General features: G+C 60.9%; 32 protein-coding genes. 6 read left to right on the forward strand and 26 right to left on the reverse strand.

Annotated elements, in window-relative coordinates; genetic code table 11:
- The 12 genes from HCZ23_RS04520 to HCZ23_RS04575 form a co-directional block, all read right to left on the reverse strand.
- Entirely contained in the window at window positions 1-495 is a 495-nt protein-coding gene (locus tag HCZ23_RS04520; protein ID WP_167600518.1) for a YIP1 family protein, read from the reverse strand.
- 4 nt (window positions 496-499) lie between these two features.
- Window positions 500-1,738, reverse strand: a complete 1,239-nt coding sequence (gene sufD, locus HCZ23_RS04525; protein WP_254869954.1) for a Fe-S cluster assembly protein SufD — start codon at window positions 1,736-1,738, stop codon at window positions 500-502.
- Window positions 1,739-1,797: 59 nt separating this feature from the next.
- Window positions 1,798-2,559, reverse strand: coding sequence for a Fe-S cluster assembly ATPase SufC (gene sufC / locus HCZ23_RS04530; RefSeq protein ID WP_167600520.1), 762 nt, complete (start codon window positions 2,557-2,559; stop codon window positions 1,798-1,800).
- 123 nt (window positions 2,560-2,682) lie between these two features.
- Window positions 2,683-2,949 (reverse strand): hypothetical protein, encoded by a 267-nt coding sequence (locus HCZ23_RS04535; RefSeq protein ID WP_167600521.1) that lies wholly within the window; start codon window positions 2,947-2,949, stop codon window positions 2,683-2,685.
- Window positions 2,950-3,072: 123 nt separating this feature from the next.
- On the reverse strand, window positions 3,073-3,630 hold the full coding sequence (locus tag HCZ23_RS04540; protein WP_167600522.1) for a hypothetical protein: 558 nt from the start codon (window positions 3,628-3,630) through the stop codon (window positions 3,073-3,075).
- 117 nt (window positions 3,631-3,747) lie between these two features.
- On the reverse strand, window positions 3,748-4,371 hold the full coding sequence (locus HCZ23_RS04545; protein WP_167600523.1) for a hypothetical protein: 624 nt from the start codon (window positions 4,369-4,371) through the stop codon (window positions 3,748-3,750).
- Window positions 4,372-4,383: 12 nt separating this feature from the next.
- A complete protein-coding gene (locus HCZ23_RS04550) occupies window positions 4,384-4,596 on the reverse strand; it encodes a hypothetical protein (protein ID WP_167600524.1) in 213 nt (70 codons plus the stop codon).
- 3 nt (window positions 4,597-4,599) lie between these two features.
- Window positions 4,600-4,911, reverse strand: coding sequence for a heavy metal-binding domain-containing protein (locus HCZ23_RS04555; RefSeq protein WP_167600525.1), 312 nt, complete (start codon window positions 4,909-4,911; stop codon window positions 4,600-4,602).
- On the reverse strand, window positions 4,908-5,153 hold the full coding sequence (locus HCZ23_RS04560) for a hypothetical protein (protein WP_167600526.1): 246 nt from the start codon (window positions 5,151-5,153) through the stop codon (window positions 4,908-4,910). Before HCZ23_RS04560 ends, HCZ23_RS04555 begins: the two co-directional genes overlap by 4 nt.
- The gene (gene sufB, locus HCZ23_RS04565; protein WP_167600527.1) at window positions 5,153-6,694 is read right to left on the reverse strand and encodes a Fe-S cluster assembly protein SufB; all 1,542 of its coding nucleotides are present in this window, start codon (window positions 6,692-6,694) and stop codon (window positions 5,153-5,155) included. The genes HCZ23_RS04560 and sufB overlap by 1 nt, the downstream gene beginning before the upstream one ends.
- Window positions 6,695-6,770: 76 nt before the next feature.
- Window positions 6,771-7,820 carry an aminotransferase class V-fold PLP-dependent enzyme gene (locus HCZ23_RS04570; RefSeq protein WP_167600528.1) on the reverse strand — a complete coding sequence of 350 codons (1,050 nt, stop codon included), beginning with the start codon at window positions 7,818-7,820 and terminating at the stop codon, window positions 6,771-6,773.
- Window positions 7,821-7,856: 36 nt separating this feature from the next.
- Window positions 7,857-8,318: an Rrf2 family transcriptional regulator gene (locus HCZ23_RS04575; RefSeq protein WP_167600529.1), complete on the reverse strand. Its 462-nt coding sequence runs from the start codon at window positions 8,316-8,318 to the stop codon at window positions 7,857-7,859.
- 386 nt (window positions 8,319-8,704) lie between these two features.
- Here HCZ23_RS04575 and HCZ23_RS04580 point away from each other — a divergent pair, with 386 nt between their 5' ends.
- Genes HCZ23_RS04580 through HCZ23_RS04590 form a run of 3 tightly spaced genes read left to right on the forward strand, consistent with a single transcriptional unit; the run spans window position 8,705 to window position 10,826 of the window.
- The gene (locus HCZ23_RS04580) at window positions 8,705-9,358 is read left to right on the forward strand and encodes an alpha/beta hydrolase (protein ID WP_167600530.1); all 654 of its coding nucleotides are present in this window, start codon (window positions 8,705-8,707) and stop codon (window positions 9,356-9,358) included.
- A 13-nt stretch (window positions 9,359-9,371) separates the two neighbouring features.
- Complete coding sequence (locus tag HCZ23_RS04585; RefSeq protein WP_167600531.1) at window positions 9,372-9,641, forward strand: hypothetical protein; 270 nt, start codon at window positions 9,372-9,374, stop codon at window positions 9,639-9,641.
- 6 nt (window positions 9,642-9,647) lie between these two features.
- On the forward strand, window positions 9,648-10,826 hold the full coding sequence (locus HCZ23_RS04590) for an HD family hydrolase (protein WP_167600532.1): 1,179 nt from the start codon (window positions 9,648-9,650) through the stop codon (window positions 10,824-10,826).
- Between the two features lie 62 nt (window positions 10,827-10,888).
- On the opposite strand, the gene HCZ23_RS04595 is transcribed toward HCZ23_RS04590, so the two are convergent.
- Both HCZ23_RS04595 and ctaA read right to left on the reverse strand, forming a co-directional pair.
- A complete protein-coding gene (locus HCZ23_RS04595; RefSeq protein ID WP_167600533.1) occupies window positions 10,889-12,370 on the reverse strand; it encodes a carboxypeptidase M32 in 1,482 nt (493 codons plus the stop codon).
- Entirely contained in the window at window positions 12,371-13,528 is a 1,158-nt protein-coding gene (gene ctaA, locus HCZ23_RS04600; protein WP_167600534.1) for a heme A synthase, read from the reverse strand.
- A 188-nt stretch (window positions 13,529-13,716) separates the two neighbouring features.
- On the opposite strand from ctaA, the gene HCZ23_RS04605 reads away from it, so the two are divergent.
- Window positions 13,717-14,130, forward strand: a complete 414-nt coding sequence (locus tag HCZ23_RS04605) for an SH3 domain-containing protein (RefSeq protein ID WP_167600535.1) — start codon at window positions 13,717-13,719, stop codon at window positions 14,128-14,130.
- 74 nt (window positions 14,131-14,204) lie between these two features.
- Here the strand turns inward: HCZ23_RS04605 and HCZ23_RS04610 are convergent, their stop codons facing one another.
- Window positions 14,205-14,954: an RNA methyltransferase gene (locus HCZ23_RS04610; protein WP_175580871.1), complete on the reverse strand. Its 750-nt coding sequence runs from the start codon at window positions 14,952-14,954 to the stop codon at window positions 14,205-14,207.
- Between the two features lie 116 nt (window positions 14,955-15,070).
- Between HCZ23_RS04610 and HCZ23_RS04615 the strand changes: the two genes are divergently transcribed.
- The gene (locus HCZ23_RS04615; RefSeq protein ID WP_167600536.1) at window positions 15,071-15,697 is read left to right on the forward strand and encodes a thiamine phosphate synthase; all 627 of its coding nucleotides are present in this window, start codon (window positions 15,071-15,073) and stop codon (window positions 15,695-15,697) included.
- Between the two features lie 5 nt (window positions 15,698-15,702).
- Here HCZ23_RS04615 and HCZ23_RS04620 read toward each other — a convergent pair whose 3' ends face one another.
- The 3 genes from HCZ23_RS04620 to HCZ23_RS04630 all read right to left on the reverse strand — a co-directional run bounded on the left by HCZ23_RS04620 (window position 15,703) and on the right by HCZ23_RS04630 (window position 17,737).
- Window positions 15,703-16,476 (reverse strand): 1-acyl-sn-glycerol-3-phosphate acyltransferase, encoded by a 774-nt coding sequence (locus HCZ23_RS04620; RefSeq protein WP_167600824.1) that lies wholly within the window; start codon window positions 16,474-16,476, stop codon window positions 15,703-15,705.
- Between the two features lie 104 nt (window positions 16,477-16,580).
- Window positions 16,581-17,369 carry a GNAT family N-acetyltransferase gene (locus tag HCZ23_RS04625; RefSeq protein WP_167600537.1) on the reverse strand — a complete coding sequence of 263 codons (789 nt, stop codon included), beginning with the start codon at window positions 17,367-17,369 and terminating at the stop codon, window positions 16,581-16,583.
- A gap of 188 nt (window positions 17,370-17,557) precedes the next feature.
- Window positions 17,558-17,737, reverse strand: a complete 180-nt coding sequence (locus HCZ23_RS04630) for a DUF3553 domain-containing protein (protein ID WP_167600825.1) — start codon at window positions 17,735-17,737, stop codon at window positions 17,558-17,560.
- 66 nt (window positions 17,738-17,803) lie between these two features.
- Between HCZ23_RS04630 and HCZ23_RS04635 the strand changes: the two genes are divergently transcribed.
- Complete coding sequence (locus tag HCZ23_RS04635; RefSeq protein ID WP_254869927.1) at window positions 17,804-18,439, forward strand: histidine phosphotransferase family protein; 636 nt, start codon at window positions 17,804-17,806, stop codon at window positions 18,437-18,439.
- 69 nt (window positions 18,440-18,508) lie between these two features.
- Here HCZ23_RS04635 and HCZ23_RS04640 read toward each other — a convergent pair whose 3' ends face one another.
- The 8 genes from HCZ23_RS04640 to HCZ23_RS04675 all read right to left on the reverse strand — a co-directional run bounded on the left by HCZ23_RS04640 (window position 18,509) and on the right by HCZ23_RS04675 (window position 25,679).
- On the reverse strand, window positions 18,509-19,774 hold the full coding sequence (locus HCZ23_RS04640; protein ID WP_167600538.1) for a glutamate-5-semialdehyde dehydrogenase: 1,266 nt from the start codon (window positions 19,772-19,774) through the stop codon (window positions 18,509-18,511).
- Complete coding sequence (gene proB, locus HCZ23_RS04645; RefSeq protein ID WP_167600539.1) at window positions 19,771-20,895, reverse strand: glutamate 5-kinase; 1,125 nt, start codon at window positions 20,893-20,895, stop codon at window positions 19,771-19,773. The genes HCZ23_RS04640 and proB overlap by 4 nt, the downstream gene beginning before the upstream one ends.
- Window positions 20,883-21,932, reverse strand: coding sequence for a GTPase ObgE (obgE, locus tag HCZ23_RS04650; protein ID WP_167600540.1), 1,050 nt, complete (start codon window positions 21,930-21,932; stop codon window positions 20,883-20,885). The genes proB and obgE overlap by 13 nt, the downstream gene beginning before the upstream one ends.
- Window positions 21,933-22,010: 78 nt before the next feature.
- Window positions 22,011-22,550, reverse strand: a complete 540-nt coding sequence (locus tag HCZ23_RS04655) for a GNAT family N-acetyltransferase (protein ID WP_167600541.1) — start codon at window positions 22,548-22,550, stop codon at window positions 22,011-22,013.
- A 9-nt stretch (window positions 22,551-22,559) separates the two neighbouring features.
- Window positions 22,560-23,042, reverse strand: a complete 483-nt coding sequence (locus HCZ23_RS04660) for a GNAT family N-acetyltransferase (protein WP_254869955.1) — start codon at window positions 23,040-23,042, stop codon at window positions 22,560-22,562.
- A gap of 491 nt (window positions 23,043-23,533) precedes the next feature.
- A complete protein-coding gene (gene rpmA / locus HCZ23_RS04665) occupies window positions 23,534-23,803 on the reverse strand; it encodes a 50S ribosomal protein L27 (protein WP_167600543.1) in 270 nt (89 codons plus the stop codon).
- Between the two features lie 22 nt (window positions 23,804-23,825).
- Window positions 23,826-24,428 carry a 50S ribosomal protein L21 gene (locus tag HCZ23_RS04670; RefSeq protein ID WP_167600544.1) on the reverse strand — a complete coding sequence of 201 codons (603 nt, stop codon included), beginning with the start codon at window positions 24,426-24,428 and terminating at the stop codon, window positions 23,826-23,828.
- 345 nt (window positions 24,429-24,773) lie between these two features.
- Window positions 24,774-25,679, reverse strand: coding sequence for a DUF2059 domain-containing protein (locus HCZ23_RS04675; RefSeq protein WP_167600545.1), 906 nt, complete (start codon window positions 25,677-25,679; stop codon window positions 24,774-24,776).
- Between the last annotated feature and the right edge of the window lie 78 nt (window positions 25,680-25,757).

The raw sequence follows: 25,757 nt of genomic DNA on the forward strand, positions 1-25,757 counted from the left end.
TCAGCTCTCTTTCTTGGTCTTGCGGGCGACTTCGGACAGCATTGCGCCCCAGAAATAGATCAAAGCGGCCAGCGCCAAAACGCCCACCGCGGTTGTAGCCGCCCCATCGCCCAAAAAGCCCGCGGTCAGGCCCCACAAAAGCCACAGGGGCGCGGCACAGAGAAGGCCCCAAAACAGCGCCATGCGGGTCTCGAATCCGGTGGCGGGCGTCTTGAGCACACGCAGAACAAACGCGACAATCCCCGACAACACGTAGAAGACCAAAGGCATGATGAACAGCCAACTGAGCAACGTGGCCCCCATCAGCATTTGCACCTCTTGGCCGGTCTCGAACGCAAGCCGCGACAGACGCGGCCATTGCGCCACGAAAATCAGCCCACAGGCCAGCATCAGGGTCACAAGGGCACTGCCCTCATTCTCCCCGCCCGCCAGCCGGTGACGGAGCACCGCGCGCGGCGCGCGGTAGCTCTTTGCAATGTCGGTGACGACGCCCATTCGCTTAGCCTGCGCGGCGGCGGGTCAGCCAGCCTTCGAGACGATGCAGGATGTCTTCGGCGATGGCCTCATCCTCGATCTCCTCGATGGCTTCGGCCAAGAACGCCAGCGTCAAAAGGTCGGTCGCCTCCGCCGTCGGCACGCCACGCGAACGCAGGTAGAACAGCGCGTCCTCGTCGATCGCCCCCACGGTGGAACCGTGCGAACAGGCGACGTCATCGGCGTAGATCTCAAGCTCCGGCTTGGCGAGGAACTGGCTGTCGCCATCGAGCAAAAGGCCTTGGCTGATCTGATAGCCATCGGTCTTTTGCGCGCCCGCTTTCACGAGGATCTTGCCCTGAAACACGCCTTTCGCCCCGTTGCGCAGCACCTTTTTGAACACCTGACGGCTTTCACAGCGCTCGGCGTCATGGGTGATGAAGACCGTGTCGTCGTGATGGAAATCACCATCGCCAAGTGCGGCACCCGCGACATGCGCCATGGAATCGTCACCCTGGATGTCGAGCACGACCTCGTTGCGGGTCAGCACACCGTTGGCGGTCATGGTGAAGCTTTTGAACAAAGCCTCCTGCCCGACCGTGCCAAAGATATGGGTCACGGCGCGACGTTCGTGATCGCGGCCTTGCGCGCGGACGTGGTGGAAGGCGGCCTTGTCCGCCACCTCGACCTCCATCACCTTGTTGAACCGTGCCGCCGCCGGGCCGTTTTCCAACACGGTCAGCTCAGCGCCCTCTTCGACGCGGATCACATGGTGCAGGATCGCGTCCGAGGTCTCATTGCGGTGCAGATAGATGAGCGACACAGGTTTCGCGACCTTGCCCGTGGCGCGGATCACCACGCCGTCCGTGGCAAAGGCAGTGTTGAGCGTCGCGAAAGGCCGCTCGACCGGGGTCTGCGCCTTTTTCTCCTGCACGCCGTAAGCGTCTTTCACCCAATGGATGTCGGCGGAGAGCGCATCCGAGAGACGCATGATCTCAAGGTTCTCGCCGTCGAGCGCATCCGAGGCTTCGGCATCGAACACACCATCGACGAAAACGATCTTTAGCCGATCAATGCCGGAAAACACCGGCGCTTCCTTGGCGACGAACACCGTGGCGAGTTTCGGCGCATCGGCGTTCAGCGTGTCCGGACGGGTCCAGCGCCAATATTCGTCACGCCCCTGCGGCAAGCCCATGGCGAGCAAGCGGTTCAAAGCGTCCTGACGCAGCGCCTCGGCCCAGGCAGCCCCTGCAGGCAGGGTCATGCCCTCAACACGGGCGCTGGTGGCGTCCAACTTGCGTTGTTTCAACTCTGCGCGTTTCATCAGGCTTGCTCCACCTCGGCCAGAAGATCGGCATAGCCGTTGTTCTCGACCTCAAGCGCCAGCTCGGGGCCGCCCGTCTTGATGATCCGACCGTTGGACATGATGTGCACGACGTCCGGTTTGATGTGATCCAACAGACGCTGGTAGTGGGTGATGACGATGAAGGAGCGTTTGCCGTCGCGCAGCGCGTTCACGCCCTCGGACACCAGTTTCATTGCGTCCACGTCGAGGCCGGAGTCGGTTTCGTCCAGGATGCAAAGCTTCGGCTCAAGCATCGCCATCTGAAGGATTTCATTACGCTTTTTCTCACCGCCGGAAAAGCCGACGTTGACCGGGCGCTTGAGCATCTCGGCGTCGATCTTGAGCGATTTCGCCTTGGCGCGGATTTCTTTGAGAAAGTCGGTGGCCGAGAGCTCTTCTTCGCCGCGCGCTTTGCGTTGCGCGTTCACGGCGGTGCGCAGGAAGGTCATGTTGCCGACGCCCGGAATCTCGACCGGGTATTGGAAGGCCAAAAACAGTCCGGCGGCAGCGCGTTCTTCCGGCTCCAGCTCAAGGATGTTTTCGCCGTCGAGCAACACTTCGCCCTCGGTCACCTCATAGCCGTCACGGCCCGAAAGCACATAGGAGGTGGTCGATTTGCCAGAGCCGTTCGGCCCCATGATGGCATGCACTTCGCCCTCGCCGACCTTCAGGTCGACGCCTTTGAGGATTTGCTTGTCCTCTTCTTCAAGTTTGACGTGGAGGTTTTTGATTTCCAACATATTATTACCCTTTCACGAGGAAGGGCCCGCGCGGGGAGAACCCGGCAGGCGCCTGTGTGTTTTTCATGTGCGTGGAGGTTGAGGCGCGCGGGCGCGCCCTATCAGAACGGGGGTCTGATGCGATCAGACGCCCGAAAAATGCAAAAAGATCAAAAGGCCGGAGCCCAGTGCGATCAGTTTCAGAAGCCCGGACTTGAGCCCCATGGCCAAAAGCGTGCGTTTGAGCAGACGCTCTTCCTGCACGACACCATGATGGCTGACGCCCGAAACGCGTTTGCCCTTTGGCGTGTCCACATCCTGTAGCCCCGTGTAGACGGTGGCGAATGTATTCGGCCCCCCGGCTTCGATCCGTTTGATCCTGTCGGCGAACTGAGCGTGCTGTAGCTGCATCTTCTCCCTGCCCCTCTTTTCTGTCTTCATGAACAGATTGGCCGGGAATTTGGGAAAGATTTGGGCAGGTTACGGGCAATCTTGCGCCCGATACGAATGACGCAGCGTCACCCGCGCGGGCGGTCAGATGTGATAGCTGGTGCCCCGGAAATAGAGCGTGCCCGGCTCGGTCGTGCCCGTCACATATTGCACCCATTGTTGGGAGAAGAGTTTCGAGAACAGGTCGGGCATTTCGTGCACCACATTGTGCATCGTGACGATCGCCAGCAAAATCCCCGCAAATTGTGTCCCCATGCGTTTGACCGCCGACAGAGACACCAGTTCGCGCAGGATAAAGGCAACAAAGATCGCGAAGATCACGTCGAGCGCCAGATCGGCGTCCGCCGACCCCATCGCTTGCGCCCCGGAGATTTGAAACCGCAGCACGCGCGCGATCACCGCAGCCATTCCGCCCATGGCGAAGGCCAGCACATAGGACATGATCTGCGAGAGTTTGAGCCGCGGTTCGCCCGCATAGCTCCGGCCATGCACGCCCTGCGCCTGATGCCGTTCGAGCATTTCGGTGAGGCGTTGATTGCGGCCATGGGTGCGCGTTTGTGCCGGCCCCATCCCCTCGAGGCGCGATTTCGGCGCCGCCGAGACGCGGCCAATGCGGCTTAGAAAGTCCTGATGCTGATCCATCACGATACCTTTTACCTTGCGTAAGCCCCACGTTAACCGCGTTTACCAAGGAATCGTGGCAAAATTCGGGCAGAGCCGGAGCACAAGACAGGTCGGTTTGGGAAACAAAAGCCAGGGTCATGCTTTCACCTGAAAGGCTTTGAGCAGGCCGTAAAGCGCCGCCGACGGAAGTGTCGAGATCGGCGAGAGGTCGAATTGCGCCATCCGACCGTGAAAACCGGTGGGCGTGGCAAACTCTGTGATGATGCCGTATTTGTCTTCGCGCCCGACATAGTCGTCGACCAGAACCCGCGTGGGGCGCGTGATCGAGACCATCGTCGCGAAGAAACAACCCGCCCGGAACCGGCCGTCGATCAGCACCAGATCGGGGGCTTTCAAATCGTCGCGCTGCCAGACGCCAAAGCAATAGTCCGGATAGCGGAACCATTTGCCATTGCCCTTGGGCCAGGACCATTCCTTGGTTTCGCCGATGTCGGCATGGATCAGATGCAGGTCTGCTTTCGGCGAATGGGCCGCGAAATGGCTCTGCATGGCCTTATGCCAGGCCTTGTCGCCTTCGACCGAATAGAGCGTCTTTCCGGCCTGCGCCGCGCCGTAAGCCGTCGAGCCGCCGGAGCCATACTCAAGGATCACCTCCGCCGCATCATATTGCGCGCACACGACATCCCTGACCTCCTCGGGGAAGGTCAGCTCCGGCCCGTCGGGGCCAAACGTGGGCATATGTGCGCTTTGCAGGGTCATTTATGGATCATGTCAGCCGGAGTAGGTCACCAATTTGATCAGCGCGGAAATCACCAGCGCCGCGACAGAGGCAAGAAAGGCGGTGGCGGCGACGGAGTTCATGAACAACCCCTCGCGCTTACCGGCCTTCACCCGAACGAGAAGCCCGATGAAAACGCCGATAAACACACCGAGACCGATGCCGGCAGAGCTTGCGAGAAAAACGGGAAAAAGATCGAAGCGCATGTGTTACTCCACTGTCACGGCGGTGCCGGAGGCGGAGACCATGAGCATCTGGCCGATCACCTCGTAATCGAGATCGACGCCGACGACGGCATTGGCGCCCATGGCGGCCGCACGCTCCTGCATCTCGCGAATGGCGGTCTCGCGGCCTTCGCCCAGTTTCTGCTCATAGGCGCCGGAACGCCCGCCGATGATGTCGGTGACCTGCGCAAAGAGATCGCGCACGATATTGGCACCCATGATTGCTTCGCCGGTGACGATGCCATGATAGGCGGAGATCTTGCGGCCCTCGATGGAGGGGGTCGTGGTGGTGATCATGTCTTGCCGTCCTTCAGGATTGTGCCGCCGATCAGGCCCTCGCCGGTGAGCGCACCGCGGTTGAGATACACGTTGTTCTGAACCATCCCGGTCAGCTCCGCTTCGACGCCTTCCGAGAGGATCAAATCGCGGTTGATCATAGCGGAGATCACGGTCTTGGTCCCCGGTTTCACCCGAAGCGTGCCGCCGATCATGCCGGAGATGTCCGGCGCGTCGCTTACGTGATCCCCGCGATGCATCATCACCCCACGGACCCCTCAAGCGAAATCGCCACCAGCTGCTGCGCTTCCATGGCGAATTCCATCGGCAGCGCTTGCAGCACCTCCTTGGCAAAGCCGTTGACGATCAGCGCCACAGCTTCCTCTTCGTCCATGCCGCGCTGGCGGCAGTAGAACATTTGTTCGTCATCCACCTTCGAGGTGGTCGCCTCGTGCTCAACCCGCGAGGAGTTGTTGCGCACTTCGATATAGGGCACGGTGTGCGCCCCGCATTTGTCACCGATCAGCAAGCTGTCGCACTGCGTATAGTTGCGGGAATTCTTCGCCTTCGGGTGCATCGAGACCTGACCGCGATAAGTGTTCTGCGCCAGACCTGCCGAAATGCCTTTGGAGACGATCCGCGATTTGGTGTTCTTGCCCAGGTGGATCATCTTCGTGCCGGTGTCGGCCTGTTGATGGTTGTTGGTGATGGCGATGGAATAGAATTCGCCCTGGCTGTCGTCGCCGCGCAGCACGCAGGACGGGTATTTCCAAGTCACGCTTGAGCCGGTTTCGACCTGCGTCCACATCACCTTCGCCCGGTCGCCCCGGCAATCGGCGCGTTTGGTCACAAAGTTGTAGATGCCGCCCTTGCCCTCTTCGTCGCCGGGGAACCAGTTTTGCACCGTGGAGTATTTCACCTCGGCATCTTCCTCGATGACGATCTCGACCACGGCCGCGTGAAGCTGTGCGGTGTCACGTTGCGGCGCGGTGCAGCCTTCGAGGTAGGACACGTAGCTGCCCTTGTCCGCGATGATCAGCGTGCGCTCGAACTGGCCGGTGTTCTCCGCGTTGATGCGGAAATAGGTCGACAGTTCCATCGGACAGCGCGTGTTCGGCGGGATGTAAACGAAAGATCCGTCGGAGAAGACAGCGGAGTTCAGCGTCGCATAGTAGTTGTCGGACACCGGCACCACGGAGGCGAGGTATTTTTTCACCAGCTCCGGGTGGTCTTTGATCGCTTCCGAGATGGAACAGAAAATGACGCCTGCCTTTTCCAATTCCTTCTTGAAGGTCGTGCCCACAGACACAGAGTCGAACACCGCATCCACGGCGACCTTGCGCTCGGAATTGTCGCCGTCCGCCGGCACCTCGCCCGCGCCTTCGACACCCGCGAGGATCATCTGCTCTTTCAGAGAAATGCCGAGTTTTTCGTAGGTTGCGAGGAGTTTTGGATCGACCTCATCCAAAGACTTCGGTTTTTTCTCCATCGATTTCGGACGCGCGTAATAATATTGGTCCTGGAAATCGATCTCAGGGTACTCGACCATCGCCCAATCCGGCTCTTCCATCGTGATCCAGCGGCGATAGGCCTCAAGACGCCACTCCAGCATCCATTCCGGCTCTTCGTTCTTGGCGGAAATCAGGCGCACGATGTCCTCGGAGAGGCCCTTCGGCGCATAATCCATCTCGATTTCCGTGTCCCAGCCGTATTTATACTTGCCGGCCAGCGCCTGAACGGCGGCGACGGTTTCTTCCTCGACGCCCTCTTTGACTTGGTCCTTCAATTGTACGTCATCCGCCATGGGATCACTCCTTACCGTATCTCTGGAGGCTTGCGCCTCATGTGCTATCCGGGGCCTCTGACCCTCTCGTTTATCTTCACGCCGCGCGTTTGCGCCAGCGCCCGTGGGCGGCCAGCCACGCCGTGGCGAACCGCTCCAAATCTTCCTTGCTCACCTCGGGGCCGATCGACACCCGAAGCGCGCTGGCCGCCTCGTCTTCGGTGTATCCCATCGCGGTCAACACCTTGGACGCCTTGACCTTTCCCGACGAACAGGCCGAGCCTGCGGAGACCGCAAACCCCGCCAGATCCATCTGCATCACCTGCGTCTCGCCCTTCCAACCGGGCGTGATCAGGCTCATCGTATTGGGCAGGCGCGCCACGTCTTTCCCCACAAAAATAGGGGTTTCGATCTCATTCGCAATCAGCGCCTCAAGATGATCGCGCTTATCCGCGACCTCTTCCCAAACGCCGTCGGCCAAGGCTTTCGCCGCCGCCGCCGCCGCCGCGCCAAAGCCCGCGATGCCGATCAGGTTCTCGGTGCCGCTCCGGCGCCCCATCTCCTGACCGCCGCCCTTGATCCCGGCCTCGACATCCAGACCCTGTTTCAACACCAAAGCGCCGACGCCCTTCGGCCCGCCGAGCTTATGCGCCGACACCAGCGCCATATCGCAGCCCAGCCAGTTGAAAGCCAGCGGCATCTTGCCAAAGCCCTGCGTCGCGTCGCAAACCGCCAGACCTTCGGGCAGGTCCTGAATGATCCCGGTCTCGGAATTGGCAATCTGTTGCGCACTCTGATCCGGTGCCGTCACCGTCACACGCCCCTCACGATCCACGGGCAAATCGGCCACGCACCACGAGGACACCGCCTCATGTTCGACCTCGGCACAGTGTATCCCACGGCCTGAGAGCGCCAAAGCCGCCGCTTCCGTCGCGCCCGAGGTAAAAACAATATCCGCGCCTTGCGCGCCAAACGCTTCGGCCACCTGCGCCCGCGCCCGCTCCATCAAAGCCTTGGCCGCGCGCCCCTCGCCATGCACCGACGACGGGTTGCCGACCACATCCATGGCCGCCAGCATCGCCTCACGCGCCGCCTGACACAAAGGCGCGGTAGCGTTCCAGTCGAGATATGTGCGCGTCTTGGTCACGGGTTTCCTTTGCTGGTCAAATACTCAAAAGAGCGGTTAGTCTTCGTCGACAACGGCGAACAGGGTCGGCACCGCAGGACAGGGCCGCAGCTCGTTTTTCACCACATCCGAAAGGCGCGTCTGGTGCAGGAAGACATAGACATGCGCCGAGAGACCTTCCCAGAGGCGGTTGGTCATCGACTGCGCCCTTGAGCCCGACACACCACCCGAGGCGCCCGCGCCCGTGTGCATGGCGGAAACAGTCTCATCCACCGCGCCCAAAATGTCGGAGACGCGAATCTCGGACGCCGGTCGCGCCAGTTTGTAGCCGCCACCCGGCCCCCGCACGGAGGCCACAAGCTCGGCGCGGCGCAGTTTGACGAAGAGCTGCTCGAGATAAGGCAGAGAAATATCCTGACGCTTGGCGATCTCCGCCAGCGACAACAGGCTATCGTCCTTTTGCAGCGCCAGATCGGCCAGCGCCACCATGGCATAACGCCCTTTCGTGGACAGTTTCATCGGCTTTCCCCTTCGTTTTGAGCCCCGCCTTTCGGCCAGACGCCCTCTCTTCAACCGCATTTTTGCCGCGTCTTCTGGTCTTTGTCGGCCTTACCGCCCCCGACTTTCGCCGATTCCTCGACGCGGACCCGCGAAAAGCCGCGCAAAAACATTGACGTGCGCGCGTGAGAGCCTTACCTCCATACCACCCGCGTGCGCCTTGCCTCTGGTCAATTTAGAATGCTTCTAAATAGCCTGAGCAATTTCGTCAACTATAAAGCGCCCGCGCCACAAACACGAGTGCAAAACCGCCATATCGGCTTTGCCACAAAAGCGCGCTACGGCCTGATGATGTCCTACGGGACCCGCCTATGAGGCCGCAGCGACATGAGGAGACAGGGACGACTATGCCCGAAGTGATTTTTCCCGGCCCCGAAGGCCGGCTAGAAGGCCGCTACCACCCGCAACCGCAAAAAGACGCCCCCATCGCCATCATTCTTCATCCGCACCCGCAATTTGGCGGCACGATGAACAATCGCGTCGTCTACAACCTGCATTACGCCTTCCACAACATGGGCTTCACCGTGCTGCGGTTCAATTTCCGCGGTGTGGGCCGGTCTCAGGGTGAATACGACCAAGGCGTGGGCGAACTGTCCGATGCCGCCTCCGCGCTCGATTATCTTCAGTCGATGAACCCCAATGCGAAACATTGCTGGGTCGCGGGCTTCTCCTTCGGCGCATGGATCGGCATGCAATTGCTGATGCGTCGCCCGGAGATCACCGGCTTCATCTCCGTCGCCCCGCCGGCGAATATGTACGACTTCTCCTTCCTGGCCCCCTGCCCCTCGTCCGGCCTGATCATCAACGGCACCGCCGACCGTGTGGCGCCGCCGAAGGACACGCAGTCCCTGGTGAACAAGCTCCACGAGCAAAAAGGCATCACCATCACCCATGAGGAAGTCGAGGGCGCGGGCCACTTCTTTGAAGACCCGCATATGGAACAGATGATCGGCTCCGTGGACGAATATGTCCGCCGTCGCCTGACCGAAAACACCCGCTAAGGAGCCGATTGCAATGGGGATCATGGAGGACATCGCCGACGATCTGGCGAAAGAGACCATCGCGGCGCTCGACATTGTCGGCACCGATGAATTGATCCAGGACGTGGCCCGCGTGATCGGCGCCTCGTCCATCACCACGCAAGAAGCCTTCCTCACCGCCGCGCGCGTTCGCCTCTCGGAGGCCCGCGCGCGTCAGTACCTGCACAAACGCATCGCCGAGGCCAAGGCTGGCCTCGAAGCCTCCGCGCCTCCGCCGGGCTCAGAGGATGACATCGAATACTAGGACCCCATGCCCAAAGACAGCGCCTCCCCCCGCCTCGACGCCCAATACGCTTTCCTGATGGAGGCCGACCGGCTCAAGACGGTGGAGCGCGCCAATCAGGTCATGGACCGCTCCCGGTTCGAAAACTCCGCCGAACACAGCTGGCACGCCTGTCTTCTGGCCTTTCTCATGGCGCCGCTGGCCTCGGATCAGGTCGATCTGAACAGCGTGATCCAGATGCTCATGCTGCATGACATCGTCGAGGTCGACGCGGGCGATCACCCGATCCACATTCTCTACGACACCGACGACATCGCCGCGCGCGAGGCGGCCGCCGCCGACCGCATCTATGGGCTTTTGCCCGAGGATCTGGCGACGACTTTCCGTGCCATCTGGACCGAATTCGAAGCGATGGAGACGGAGACCGCGCGCTTTGCGAAATCCATCGACTACCTCGCGCCTGCACTGCAAAGCATTGGCGCCAAAGTGCAATTGGAGGAAGAGCGCGAGATCGTTGCGGGCAACCTCCGCCGAGGCCGCGCCGTGAAGACCAAAGACATCCTGCCGGAGCTTTTCGCCTTCACCCAAGCAGCGTTTGAGGGCGAGGCCACCGATCCCATTCTGACGCAACGCTTCGCCTTCTGGTGCGAGGCGGACCGCCTGAAAACCGTCTACCGCGCCACACCGATTGCCGATGGGTCGCGCAAGGAAAACACTGGCGAGCACAGCTGGCACATCATGCTCTACGCGCTCACGCTCGCGGATCATGCGGGCGACGGCGTGGACGTCGATCTGGCGCTCAAAATGCTTTTGCTGCACGACATCGTCGAGGTTGACGCGGGCGACACGCCGATCCACGGCGCTGTGACCCCCGAAGCCTTGAAAGCCCAGGAAGAGGCCGAACTCCGCGCCGCCGACCGGCTCTTTGGCCTCCTGCCCGCCGATCAGGCGCAGGAGTTCCGCGCCATCTGGGACGACTTCGAGGCCGCCGAAACACCCACCGCGATCTATGCCAAATCCATCGACCGCTGCCAGCCGGTGCTGCACAACCTCGCCGATGACGGTGGTTCCTGGCGGACCTATGACGTGAAACTGCACCAACTCGACAGCCGCGTCGGCGTCAAAATCGACCGCGGCTGCCCGAAGCTCTGGCCCTATATCCGCGCCAAATGCGAACCTTGGTTCGTCGCGCGGGACGCTCTCTAAAATGAGTATTTAACCAGCAAAGGAAACGCACTATACCCCGTCTCCTTTGCTGCTAAAAATACTCAAAACCCGTAGATGCCCGCGAATTTCTCTTCGAGATAGTCCAAAAGCGGCGCCTCGGTGGGCTCAAAGCCACAGGCATGTACGATGGTGTCGCGCGGCTCGCGCAGGCCGCCGAACTGTTGCAGATTCTCGGCCAGCCAGCGGGTCGCCTTGGATGTGTCGCCCTTGGCCATCTGTGCATCGAGATCGGAAATCTCTGCCCGGAGCGCCTTGTGCAGACAGCCCGCGTAGACATTGCCCAAAGAATAGGTCGGGAAATAGCCAAAGAGCCCGACAGGCCAGTGCACGTCCTGCAAACAGCCGTTCGAGACCTTGTCGACCTTGACCCCGAAATCCGCCTCAAAGCGCGTGTCCCAAGCCTCCGGCAGGTCGTCGATCTCCAGCGCGCCGCCGATGATCTGGCGCTCCAAATCAAAGCGCAGCAGCACGTGCAGGTTGTACTGCACCTCGTCGCTTTCCGTGCGGATATAGCCTGGCGTGACGCGGTTGACGGCGGCGTAGAACGCTTCGGCGCTGTTCACACCGATGTCCCCAAAGGTGTCGCGCATCTGGCCGTAGAGATATTCGGTAAAGGCGCGCGAACGACCCAGTTGGTTTTCGAAAATCCGCGACTGGCTTTCATGCACACCCATCGACACGCCCTCGCCGAGCGGCGTCAAAAGGTAATCGCGCGAGATGTTTTGTTCGTAGCACGCATGCCCGGTCTCGTGGATCGTCGAATAGATCGAGTTGAGCGGGTCTTCCGGCTTGGTGCGCGTGGTGATGCGCACATCGAGGCCCGAGCCAGAAGAAAACGGATGCACCGCCTTGTCGACCCGGCCATGGGCAAAATCATAGCCGAAGGCGGCGGCCAAGCCTTCGGTCAGAGCCATTTGTTTGGTCTCATCGAAGGTGCCCGAGAGGCCCTTGGGCTGATCCGCACCCATGATTTTATCACGCAGCGCCACCAGACGCGGGCGCAGCGCGCCGAACATGGCGTCCAATTCTGCCCCCGTCGAGCCGGGTTCGTAATCCTGATGCAGCGCGTCCCAGAGGTCGTAATCGGTGCCCTCCTTCAAAGCGGCCGCCTCTTCGCGGCGCAGGCGCACCACCTCTTTGAAGGTCGGCGCGAAATGGGCGAAATCATCGCGCGCCCGCGCCTCGGCCCAGGTGCCTTGCGCAACGGATGTCACCCGCGCAATCTCGGCGGCAAGTTTGGCGGGCACCTTGGTGTTGCGCTCAAACGACCGGCGGATGTGGCGCAGTTTGGCCAACCCCACCTCGCCCAAGACAGAAGCGTCGATTGCCTCCAACCAAGCGCCGATTTGCGGATCGGTGCGCCGGGCGTGCAGCACGCCCTCCAAAGCGGCCATTTCCTCGCCCCGCTGTTCGGCAGCGCCACGCGGCATCATGGTTTCCTGATCCCAGCTCAGCCGCCCCATGATCGCGCCAAGCGCTTCGGTCTCACGGGTGTAGCTCATCAACTCATCATAGGCAGACATTCAAAGGCCCTCCCGGACCGATTGGGGTTTCGGAAATTGGCTCATGAACCGTGCGCGGGAGATCGCCACAAAGAGCGCCACGGCGCCGACTTGGTGGGCAAGACCCAACACCAAAGGCGCGCCATGCAGCACCGTGACGATGCCGAGAACGACTTGCAGGAACAGCAGCGCGCCCATCATGTTGAAGGCGGCCACGGTGGTTTTATTGGCGGATTTACGGCCCTTGAGCCAGGTCACGACACCGAAAGCAAACAACAGGTAGCCCGCGACGCGGTGGATGAATTGCACCAGAGCCGGGTTCTCAAAGAAATTGCGCCAGACAGGCTCGATGTAGAAAGGGTCCGGCGGCAACACTTGCCCGCCCATCAACGGCCAATCGGTATAGCCGCGCCCGGCGTCAATGCCCGCGACCAAAGCGCCCAAGAGGATTTGCAGGAAGGCGAAATGCAGCATGCCCGTGGACATGCCGAAGAGTTTCGCATCCTTGGCCCGGCGCGCCTGCATCAATTCGGCCTCGGTGCGGCCCAAGAGAAAGACATACCAGGCGATGAAACCGAGGATAATAAAGGCCAGTCCGAGATGCACCGCCAGACGATAAGAGGCCACATCGAGCATCTCGCCGGTCAGCCCCGACGACACCATCCACCAGCCGATCGCACCCTGAAGCCCGCCCAAGGCACCGATAAAAATCAGCCGTTTGTGCCAGCCGGTCGGGACTTTTTTGGCGACCGCAAATCCCACGTAGCCAAGCGCCCAGACGAGGCCAATGACACGGCCAAGCTGGCGATGGCCCCATTCCCACCAGTAGATCGACTTGAACTCCGACAGGCTCATGCCTTCGTTTTGCAGCGTATATTCCGGAATTTGTTGATATTTCTCGAACTCCGCCTGCCACGCGGCCTCATCCATCGGCGGCACGGCGCCCGTCACCGGCTTCCACTCGGTGATCGACAACCCGCTGTCCGTGAGCCGCGTCAGGCCGCCCACGGCGATCATCATCATCACCAGCGCGAAAATCACCATGAGCCACACCCGGATGCCCCTGCGCGCGCCGCGGTTGCCCTTTTCGATCAGCCCGCCTTTGGGTTTGGACTCCGTTGCGGATTTGGGCTTTTGATCCGTGCCCACCTCTTCGAAAATGCTGCGTTTTTGTGCCATTTGGGTCTCTTGGAGTCTCGTCTCGTTGCGTGCCCAGACCCTAGGTTCGTCCACCGCGAAGGGCAAGCGTTTCGGGATGAATTTCGCGGGCCCCGGTGTGGCAACTTACCGCCGAGGGCCGAAGTTGTCGGGAACCCCGCCCGGCACCTGCCGCGTTTCTCCCTCGAACAGACGAAAGGAGACGTCTCATGACACAGAAACGCACATTCCTCGCCGCCACCCTGATGGGCGCCGCGCTCATCACCGCCCCGATGCTCGCCCCCACCGCCGCCACGGCACAAACGCAGGCGGTGGCGCATGCGGACTACAAGGTCAAACCCGGCGTGACGCTCAACGCGCGTTCTGGCCCCGGCACCGGCTATCACGCGGTGACCGCCTATGCCCCCGGCACGCCGCTCACCGCTCTGGGGCAAAGCGGCGGTTGGGTGAAGGTCTCTGCGCATGGCTCCGCGCCGCTTTGGGTTTCGGGCAGCTACCTTGTTCCGGTCACAGAGTCCGCACCTCAGCCCGACGGTCTGTTGGTGGTGCCGCAAGCGAAACCCGACCCAAGCAAACCCGCCTTCGAAGGGCAATATCCGCTCGTGGTGCGCCCGCAGTCGTAATCCACGACATGGAAAACAAAAGAGCGCGGGGGCATCCCTCGCGCTCTTGTCCGCATGTCCAAAGTGACCAAAGCTTAGCTGCGGTCTTTCCAGCGCTTCATCTGGCGCATCACCCCATGCAGCATTTGCACATCGGCCCGCGTCAAAGGCATGCGCGACCAGAGGTTGCGCAGGTTGAGCTTCATATTCTCGGCCTTGTGCTCGGGGAAAAAGAACCCGGCCTCTTCCATCACCTCTTCGTAGTGATCGCCGAGCTTTTCGACCTCCACATGTCCGGCCCAGTCCGTTTTCGCCATCTCCATGACCTCGGGCGGGGTCTCCGTCGTCTGACGCCCCCATTCGTAGGACATGAGCAACACCGCCTGCGCCAGATTGAGCGAGGCAAAGGCCGGGTTCACCGGCACAGTCACAATGGCATTGGCCTCGACCACATCTTCGTTCTCAAGCCCTGCACGTTCCGGGCCGAACATCACGCCGACCTTCTTGCCCTCCGCGACCAAAGCGCGGGCGTGCTCCATGGCGCGCTCCGGCGTCATGATCGGTTTGGTGATGCCGCGCATCCGGGCGGTCGTGGCAAAGACGTAATCGCAATCGGCCACCGCCTCGCGCACCGTGCCGAACAGCCCCGCCTCATCCAGCAGACGCCCTGCACCTGAGGCCATCGCCACCGCTTTCTGGTTCGGCCAGCCATCCCGAGGCGCCACGACGCGCATCCGGTCCAGCCCGAAATTCCACATCGCACGGGCCGCGCCGCCGATGTTCTCGCCCATCTGCGGACGGACAAGGATCATGGCGGGGGTGATGACGTCTGGCGTTTCGGACATGGCGGCGTTTCCTTTCGGCTTTGCCTGCCGATTACCGGCATTTCCCCCTATGAGCAAGGCTTCCCCCGGCGCGTCGCTTACGCTATAGCGGGCAAAACTCCACCTGAGGTGCCCAAATGTCCGAGCCGCAATCCGAACTGCCGCAGATCTACCTGTTGACGCCGACCGCTTTCGAGCCGGACGACTTCGCGCCGAAACTGGCAGCTGTGCTGGATGCGCATGAGGTGGCCTGTGTGCGCCTCGCTTTGGCCTCCAAGGATGAGTATGTGCTGGGCAAGGCCGCCGACGCCTGTCGCGAGGTCTGCCATGCTCGCGATGTGGCGATCGTGATCGAGAGCCATGTGGCGCTCGCGGAGCGTCACGGCCTTGATGGCGTGCACCTCACCGATGGCGCGCGTTCGATCCGCAAGGTGCGTAAGACCCTGGGCGATGACGCCATCGTCGGGTCGTTTTGCGGCGCCTCGCGTCATGACGGCATGACGGCGGGCGAAGCGGGCGCGGATTACGTGGCCTTTGGCCCCGTGGGCGACACCGACCTGGGCGACGGCACCAAGGCGCCGCGCGATCTGTTCGACTGGTGGTCGGCCATGATCGAAGTGCCCGTGGTGGCCGAGGGCGCGCTATCGGTCGAGATCGTCAAAGAGCTGACCCCCGTGACCGATTTCTTCGCCGTGGGCGAGGAGATTTGGGGCGCGGAAGACCCGGTGGCAGCACTTGGAGATTTGATCGCGGCGATGGGGTAACCCCCTCACACATCCACATACTCCGCCGGGATTTCCGGCAATCCCGACCGCACAGCCGCCTCGCAGCGTGCGGCCATCTCCTTGCGATCCTTGACGTCTTTCACCGCAATCGGATCATGGAAAATCACCTCGACACGGCCTTGCGGGTAGGCTTTCAAAACTTGTACCAGAGACGGGCCGAACTCCATCTCGCCCCACCAGCCGTAGAACCGCACGTCTTGGCCCTCAGGCGCGATGTAGCGCGCCGTGACGGGTTGAATCCAGACTTCATCGCGCAGCTCAGGCGTAAAAAAGGCGGCAAAAAGCGTGGGTTTGAAAGGCAAAACCCGAAGGCTGTCCGACGACGTGCCTTCCGGGAAAAACAAGAGTTTATGCCCGAGGTGCAACCGCTCTTCGAACACGCGCTTCTGCTCGGCGGCCTCTTTGCGGTCGCGGTTGATGAACACCGTGCCGGTCGCCTTGGCCATCGTGCCGATGCCGGGCCAGTTTGCGACCTCGGCTTTGGAGACAAAGAAAATCCGCTGCACGGCGTTCAGGACGAAAATATCGAGCCAGGTCGAATGGTTCGCCACAACCGCCCCGTGGTGGCGCATCGGCTGACCTTTGACGCTGAGCTTGATGCCCATCAGCCGCAGCGCGTTGCGTGACACGAAGCGCGGGAAAAACGACGACCACGGACGGCGCAGACCGTAGAACAGCCGCTCCACCGCGCGGGTCGCAAACATCGCCACCATGCAGATGACGATGAGCAAAACGATCGGCAGACCGCGACGGATCATCCGCCAGGTGCCGCCTTTGACCGGTGCGGGTTCGGACGGCGGAATGCGGCTTTCCCACAGTGGTCCATTCTGGGGGCCATTCTGGGGGCCATTCGACACACCGCTCATGACCCGGCTCCTGTGAGACCCTTGGTGTACATCGCCCGCTGACGCTCGGAGATCTTGTCGACGTCGAGGATCAACAACACATCCACCGTGTTGAATGCCCGATCCAAGAACGCCCCTTCACCCACCGTGCCACCAAGCCGCAGATAGGCCTTGATCAGCGGTGGGATCGCCAGCATCGCGCGTTTGCGGTCGATCTCATCCTCAGGCACCAAATCCATGTTCTGGAAATGCGCCTCTTGTGCGCGGGCACGCAGGGCCTCCGGCGCCAGGTGACGATGATGCAGCAAAGACAAGGCCTCGGCATGCTGGGCCACATCTGCGCCGAAAAACGAGGCCGTGCCGAAGAGCACATCATAGCCCTCCTCGATCACATATTTCGCCAGCCCCGCCCACATCTGAAACAGCGCCACGCCACCACGATACTCTCGCGCCACGCAGGATCGTCCCAGCTCCAACAACCGCTTGCCAGAGGTCCTCAAAGCCGTCAGATCGTATTCGCCCTCGGAATAGAAATGCCCCAGTTCGGCGGCCTTTTCTCCGGTCAAAAGCCGGTACACGCCGACACAGTGCTCAAGAGGGTCGTCTGAGCGTGTCGGGTCCAACAACATGAGATGCTGGTAATCCGGGTCGAACCGGTCGGCCTCCAACATGGCCGCGTGATCCACCATCTCGCCATCCGAACCCAGTTCCTCGACGAAGACCCGATAGCGCAAACGCTGCGCCGCGCGCAGATCGGCCTCGGTCTCGGCGAATTTCAACTGGAACGGCTGCGCCTCTGCGCTCATGGCGATCTCTTTTGCTTGGCCCTGACGGGTAACAGGTGGGCGGGTTTTAAGATTTTGTTGATTTCAATGCAACAGACTGACGGGGTTCCATGCGGGACGAATACCGCTCAGGTTGAATGTTTGACCAATTCGCGCCACCATAGGGCGCAAATGCCACGCGATCTGATGCCCCGATGCGCCTCGAGGCCTCAGTCAAAAACAGGGAGGAGCGCAAGCCGCCGACTATCGATCACAACCTTGCCCTGATGCTGGAACATCACCGTCAACTTGCCATTGATGTTCGACTGCACCTGCCCAAGCCCCCAATCGGGCTCCTGCGGGTGGCGCACCATCTGGCCCGGCTCCAGCATGGCGTTGAGATCGTCCAGATCGCGATTTTGCATCGGCTTCTTCCTCGAAATACCGGCCTGACCCGGCCACAAACGGAGACTTGAATGACCCACGACACGCCTACAGATGCGCCTAAAGACACGAAACGTGACATGACCCGCGACATCGCCGCCCTGATCGGTTCCCGTATCTGTCACGACCTGATCAGCCCGGTGGGGGCGATCTCGAACGGTGTCGAATTGATGGCCATGTCGGGCGCGGGAACCGGCCCTGAGCTTAGCCTTATCTCCGAAAGCGTCGACAATGCCAATGCCCGGGTGAAATTCTTTCGCATCGCTTTCGGCATGGCCTCGGCCGGCCAGATGACCTCGCGCGCCGAAATCTCCGGCATCCTGAACGCGATCTCCACCCCGCGGCTCACCTATGTCTGGGAGCCCGCCGAAGACCTGCCGCGCGAAGAGGTCAAACTGGCCTGTCTCATGCTGATGTGCCTTGAAACCGCCCTGCCCCGTGGCGGCGAAATCAAGGTGACCTATTCCAACAACCAATGGAAAATCCGCGCCTCTTCCGCGCGGCTCGAACCTGCGCCCGATCTCTGGGCCCGGCTTGGCAGTGTGACGGGCACCGAAGGGTTGAAACCCTCTCAAGTGCAATTCATCCTCGCCCCCTTGCAGGCTTCGGCTCTTGGCCGCCGCATCACACAGGGCTCCGGCGACGGGGTGATTTCTCTGATGGTATAAGAAAAGGCGCGCCGGATCACAGGCGCGCCTTATTTTCATTGCAGTCAAAATACTCAGCTTCGGCCCGGGTCAGCTGCGCACCGCCCCGTCCGAGGTCACGAGGTATTTAAAACTCGTCAACTGTTCCGCGCCCACCGGCCCGCGCGCGTGCATCTTGCCTGTCGCGATGCCAATCTCCGCGCCCATGCCGAACTCCCCGCCATCGGCGAATTGCGTCGAGGAATTGTGCATCAGGATCGCACTGTCGATGCGGGAGAAAAACGCCTTCACGTTTTCCGGCGTCTCGGAGAGGATGCATTCGGTGTGCGAGGAAGAATAGCGCTGGATATGCGCGATGGCCTCATCGACATCGGCCACGACTTTCGCGGCAATGATGCTGTCGAGGTACTCACGTCCCCAATCCTCATCGGTGGCGGGCGTCACCTGATCGACCAGCCCTTGCACCGCCGCATCGCCACGCACATCGACGCCCTTCTCGACCAAAGCCGCCACCAGATCACGCCCCAGCGTGTCGGCGATATCCTTGTGAAGCAGCAAACATTCCGCAGCCCCGCAAATCCCCGTGCGCCGGGTTTTCGCGTTCAACACGACCTTCATCGCCTTTTCAGGATCGGCAGAAGCGTCGACGAAAATATGCACGATGCCTTCGAGATGGGCAAAGACCGGCACGCGGGCTTCGCGCTGCACAAGCCCCACAAGGCCCTTGCCACCGCGCGGCACGATGACGTCGATATAATCGGTCATGGTCAGCATTTCGCTCACCGCCGCCCGGTCGCGGGTCGGCACGCGTTGGATCGCATCCTCAGGCAGACCGGCGGCTTTCAGGCCTTGGGCCAAACACGCATGGATCGCGCCGGAGCTGTGGAAACTCTCGGAGCCGCCGCGCAGGATCACGGCATTGCCGGCCTTGAGGCACAGCGCGCCCGCATCCGCCGTCACATTCGGGCGGGACTCGTAGATCACGCCGATCACCCCCAAAGGCGTGCGGACGCGTTTGATGTGAAGCCCCGTGGGTTGATCCCACTCGGCGATCACATCGCCCACCGGATCCTTTTGGCCCGCGATGGCCTTGAGCCCGTCGATCATGCCCTGAATGCGCGGCTCATCGAGTTTGAGCCGGTCCATCATGGCATCCGTCAGGCCTTTGTTGCGGCCAAATTCGAGGTCTTTTTCGTTGGCGGCGATGATCTCCGCCCGGTTGGCCCAAAGCGCGTCTGCCGCAGCCAAAAGCGCCTGTTCCTTGGCCTCGGAGGTTGCCGTCGCCAACACCTGCGCCGCAGCTTTCGCGCGCTCACCCAGGTCTTTCATCATGTCTTTCACGTCAATATCGGTCATGTCACCAAATCGTCTCTATGGATCAAGGCAGCCCGGCCGGGATAGCCGAGGATCGCCTGTATGTCTTCGGAATGCGCGCCTTTGATGGCTTCGGCTTCGTCAGAAGTGTAGCGCGACAGCCCGAGCCCGATGCGCGCGCCCTCGGGTCCGAGCACCACGACTGGTTCGCCGCGGCCAAAATGGCCCACAACCTCCTCGACGCCGACGGGCAACAGAGATTTACCTTTCGCAAGTGCCGCCACAGCGCCCGCGTCGATCTGCACTTCGCCTTTGGGCTTCATCGCGCCGATCCAGCGTTTGCGGGCATGCGCAGGGTCCTCTTTGGCCAGGAACCAGGTGACGCGCGCGCCCTCTTCGAGCGCTTTCAACGGGCGCATGTGCGAACCTTCGGTGATGGCCATGGAGCAGCCGCCCGAAATTGCGGTTTTGGCCGCCATCACCTTGGTCTTCATACCACCTTTCGACACGCCAGAGACCGGATCGCCCGCCATGGCTTCGATTTCGGGCGTGATCTCTTCGACCACCGGGATGTGTTTGGCATCCATGTCGACCGAGGGGTTCGCCGTATAAAGCCCGTCCACATCGGACAGCAACACCAGCCGATCCGCGCCCACCGTCACCGCGATATTCGCCGCCAATCGGTCGTTGTCGCCATACCGGATTTCGTCGGTCGCCACCGTGTCGTTCTCATTGACGATGGGCACGACCCCCAGCGACAAAAGCGCATCCAGCGTGGCGCGCGAGTTGAGGTAGCGACGGCGATCCGCGCTGTCTTCCAGCGTCAAAAGCACCTGAGAGGTGGTGATGCCACGGGGTTCCAGCACCTCCTGATAGGCGCGGGCGAGGCGGATTTGCCCGACGGAGGCGCAGGCCTGCGAGTGCTCCAGCGGCAATTCCCCCGACGGCAGTCCCAAAATACCACGCCCCAAAGCGATGGAGCCGGACGACACCAAAATCACCTGCGCGCCGCGCATCGTGAGCATGGCGACATCTTCCGCAAGCCCATCGAGCCACTGGGCACGCAGCTCGCCACGCTCGACCAAAAGCGCCGAGCCGATCTTGATCACGATGCGTTTCGCCCCGGCCAGAGACGCGGGCTTGGAGGCCGTCAGGGTTGCCAAGGCGTGTCTTCCTCGTCATCCCCCTCTTCGGTCTGTTTGATCCGAAGACGGTCCATTGAAATCTCGGCTTTCAAAGCGCGCAGCACCGTATCGACGCCCTCACGCGAGACGCCAGACATGGTGTAAACCCGCCCACCGGAGGCCTCTTGCAAGGCGCTCAGTTTCTCTTCGACTTCTTCTTCGAGAAGGCTGTCGATCTTGTTGAGCACCGTGATCCGGGGCTTATCACCCAGAATATGCGAGTAATTGTTGATCTCCGTGATGATGGTCTCATAATCCGCCACCACATCCTCAGACGTGCCGTCGATCAGGTGCAACAGAACCGCGCAGCGTTCGACGTGGCCCAAGAACAGATCGCCCAGACCACGGCCCTCAGAGGCGCCTTCGATCAGACCGGGAATATCGGCCACGACGAATTCCGCGTTGTCGATGCCGACGACACCGAGATTCGGGTGCAGCGTGGTAAACGGATAATCCGCGATTTTAGGCCGCGCGTTCGAAGTCACCGACAAAAATGTCGATTTGCCCGCATTCGGCAGACCCAAAAGCCCCGCATCCGCGATCAGTTTGAGCCGCAGCCAGATGGTGCGGTCGATGCCCGGTTGACCGGGGTTCGCCTTGCCGGGTGCCTGGTTCGTGGAGGTTTTGAACCGCAGGTTGCCCCAGCCGCCATTGCCGCCCTTGGCCAGAATGAACGTATCCCCAACCTCGGTCAGATCGGCGATCACGGTTTCCTCGTCCTCGTCCAGCACCTCGGTTCCCGCAGGCACGCGCAGCACGATGTCTTTGCCGTCCTTGCCGGTGCGGTTGTTGCCCATGCCGCCCTGGCCGTTTTGGGCAAAGAAATGCTGTTGGTAGCGAAAATCAATGAGCGTGTTGAGACCATCGACCGCCTCGATGATCACAGAACCACCGCGCCCGCCATCGCCGCCATTCGGGCCACCATATTCGATAAATTTCTCGCGCCGGAAGGACACGCAACCGTTACCACCGGAGCCGGAGCGGATGTAGACCTTGGCGAGATCGAGGAATTTCATTGTCTTATCCTTTGCTGCCCCTGCGACCGGATGTCGATGGGGGCTTTCGGGCAGATGTAGCTTGCCCGCACGTTAAACTCAATTGCCGTTTCGCGCCTCGAAGGCCTCGCGGGTCAGGATCATGTCGATCCGGTTGACCTCTTGGCCTTGGGCAAGACTAAAACTGCGCGACTGACCTGTCTCGACAAAGCCCATTTTGCGCAGCACCTGTGACGAGCGGGCGTTTTCCCGGAAATACCCGGCCTCGATCTGGTCATGACCTTTGGCGAAATAGGCGGAGAGCACCGCCCGCGCCGCCTCGGTCATCAACCCCTGCCCCCAAGAGGCGCGACCGAGCCAATAGCCAAACTCCCCTTCGCAGCCGATGGTGCCTATGATCCGACCCTGAAACTCAAGTCCGAAGACAAAGGCTTTCGAGGCCACCCTACGGGTGAACCAGTTCGCATCGTGAACAGAGTACGGATAAGGCACAGGAGTCAGCCATTTGCTCACCTCGAAATCGTTCAAAGCGCGCACGACATCGCCCGCGTCCTCAGGTCGAAGGGCACGGAGCGTCAGGCGGTTTGTGGTGAGAATGGGCTGGGTCATCGGGGTCTTCCAGTATGGTGACCCCGACATCCGAGGTCCTTAGAGTTTGCGCAGGTAGGTCCAGGTTGGGACCTGCCCACCGCGGGCAACCGAATAGGTCTCTGCATCGCCGATATAGTCAAAACCTGCGGCGGTCACGACACGGGCCGAGGCCTGATTGTCCTGAAAAATCTCCGCAAACAGGGTCTTGGCGCCCAATGGGTTGGCCTCGACCAGCGCCTTCAACGCGGTGCGGGCGAGCCCGGTGCCCCAGAAACTCGGCGCCACCCAAAAGGCCACTTCGCATTGATCGCGGTCAAGCGGTTTGAGGGAGATCACGCCCAGAACTTCGGACAGACCATGCGCGGAACCGTCGAGAATCCAGACTTTTTCACGGGTCTCGGGTTTCAACGCGCGGGCCACGAAGGCTTCGGTCGCGCCGGGCGGCATGGGATGTGGCAGGGATCGCGAATTGCGCGCCACGCGGATGTCGCTGGCGTACATGTTCAACAGACCCGCATCCGAAAGACGCGGCGGGCGCATGACAAAGCGATCGGTTTCGATCACCGGTTGCGCAACGGCGCCCTCCACAGTGCCCGAAACAGCCTGTGCGGCTCTGTCTTTCACGGTCTCCATTTTCATCTCTCTTCCTCCAAAAGAGTTTTCGCGTCCTCTTCCTCCCTGAAGAGGGTTTTGTCCCGCCAGGACGTCGTATGAGAAGACACACTCTAGCGCCTCGATACGACAGTTCCGTTAACCTCGACTGAACAAAACCATGCGCGAAAGCTGATTTGGCCTGAAAGTTTAAAATTTTTCAAGGCCTTCTGATTTTTATTTAAAGCGTTTTTCGTTTCATCTGAACCAGATTGAGCGAAAAACGTTGCCACACTGAATTTATATAGCTGCGTTTCTCAAAAATTGAATGCCTCAAGTTTTTTTTGAGAAACGCTTTAAGTCAGAAAGCGCAAAAGAAAAGGGACCGGCTTTCGCCGATCCCCCAATTGTGATGTCCGATGTTTGGACTGCGGGTCGGCTTACTCAGCGGCCTCAGCCACCGGAAGCACGTCCACGAAGGTGCGTTTTTTGAGACCTTTGCGGAAGGTCACAACGCCATCGGTGGTTGCGAAGATCGTGTGATCTTTGCCAAGGCCAACGCCCTCACCCGGCCAGAACTTCGTGCCGCGCTGGCGGACGATGATGTTGCCGGAAATGGCGGACTGGCCACCGTAGAGTTTGACGCCGAGGCGACGACCTGCGGAGTCGCGACCGTTACGGGATGAGCCGCCTGCTTTTTTATGTGCCATGGTGTTCTCTCCTTAACGTAACTTACTGAGCCAGATCTTTGGCTTGTGCGACCCACTCGGGCTTCACTTTGACGGCGTCGAAGGTGTCGACGTCGACAGCGGCGAGCTGAGCGTAGGTGGTGATGCCTGCTTCGGCCAATTTCTTGGCGGCGGCCGGACCCACACCGGTGATGGCGGTCAGATCGTCTGCACCGGCAGCGGAAGCGGCAGCCGGAGCGGCCTCAGCTTTGGCCGCAGCTTTCTTCGGAGCAGCGGCAGCAGCCGGAGCTGCGGAAACGGAGCCCGCGCCGATGGCAGCTTTGACACCGGATTTGTCCGCACCGGATTCGAGAATGTCGGTGATGCGGAGCAGCGTGAGCTGCTGACGGTGACCTTTTTTGCGCTGCGAAGAGTGCTTACGACGACGCTTCACATAGTGGATGAGTTTCTCACCCTTGATCTGGTCGATGACTTCGGCTTGCACGCCGGCGCCTTCCACGAGGGGGGCACCGATGGTGGAGCCAACCATCAGAATCTCGTTGAACTGGATTTTTTCACCAGCATCAGCGGCAAGTTTTTCCACGCGAAGAACGTCGCCGCTCTGCACTTTGTATTGCTTACCGCCAGTTTTCAAAACCGCAAACATGCAGTCTTCCTTTCGATATACCCGCGTTCTGTGGCCCCGAAATCGTAACGTTTCGGCGTTGGGTGCCTCAAACAGCGCGCCCCTTTGGGGACGAGATTTTCATGTAGGATGCGGTTTTAGCCCTGTTTTCCTGGAAAACTTCCGGACAAAAACACATCACCCGGTCGCACCAAGGGTCCGCCGGGTGGCGCGTATATCGGGAATCGGGGCTGAAAAGTCAAGCGTATATTGGCGATGACGCCCGTCTTGTAAGCCTGTTTCACATCACTGCTTCACAGGTCGGTCTTGCACTGACCAGAGCCGGGGCAGCACCCTGCCCCGCTCAGATGTTCTCGATGACGTCGCTCAGAGCTGTTGGCCGTCGAAATCCTGCATCAGCTTCGCAGTGCCGGCGCCAAGGCCACGCGAGACATCTTCATAGACCGCATCGAAAGAGGAGAAAAGCGCGTGATTGAGCTTTTGCCCGGCCTCCGTGCGACCGAAATCGATATAGGCCTCGAATTCATCGTCCGACAATGTCTGATAAGCCATGGTCGAGAAGCCATAGACCCATTCCGACACATCCGCGCGCACCTCGGGCTCAGACGCCCAAATCTCGTTCAAGATGTCGCTGTCGCTCGACCCCGGCGCGCTCTCGAACCCTGCGCTCCAGAGGCCCTGATAATAGGCGATGTCGCTGTTCATCGCGCCCACGACATTCATCTCGACCAGATCGTTGACCTGCACGTAGTCCTCGATCAGATGCGCGCGCTCCGTGTCCGGGTCAAGCTGGGCCCAGGCCTCACTGGCCATGTCTTGGGTCGCTTCATCCGACATCGCCTTGCGGGTTTCGAGTTCGAGCCGGGCGATTTTTTGGCCCAGGTCCGACTCGTAAAACGCGATCATCGGTGCCAGATCGGCATCTCCAAGCGCCTCGCCCATCTCCTCGTGAAACGCCTTGGCCATCACTTTTTCATCGTAGAGACGCGTGAGCATCCTGTCCCACATCGGTTTCGGCACGCCATAGCCTGCCTCGACGAAATCCTCGGACATCTCAGCGCCCTCGTCGCAGAGCACATTGACGACATCCTCGAACATCATCGCCTGCATCAGCGTCGTCAGCTGCGCGTCATCGGGGGCCGCCTGCGCGCCCACACCGCAAAGACAGAGCGCCGTCGACAAGAGCGCATATTTCACACCGTCTTTCACACCGCCACGCGGCGCAAAGCCGGACAGGCAGGAAAACATCGTAGGAGAGGCAGTCGCAGTCATTTCGGTCCCTTCCGATCACAGTGTCACCCAGACAGCTAAACAAAGAGTGAAGCGCAGAACAAGGCCACACACGTATTT

This window comes from Celeribacter sp. HF31 (assembly GCF_011806455.1).
Classification (GTDB): Bacteria; Pseudomonadota; Alphaproteobacteria; order Rhodobacterales; family Rhodobacteraceae; genus Celeribacter.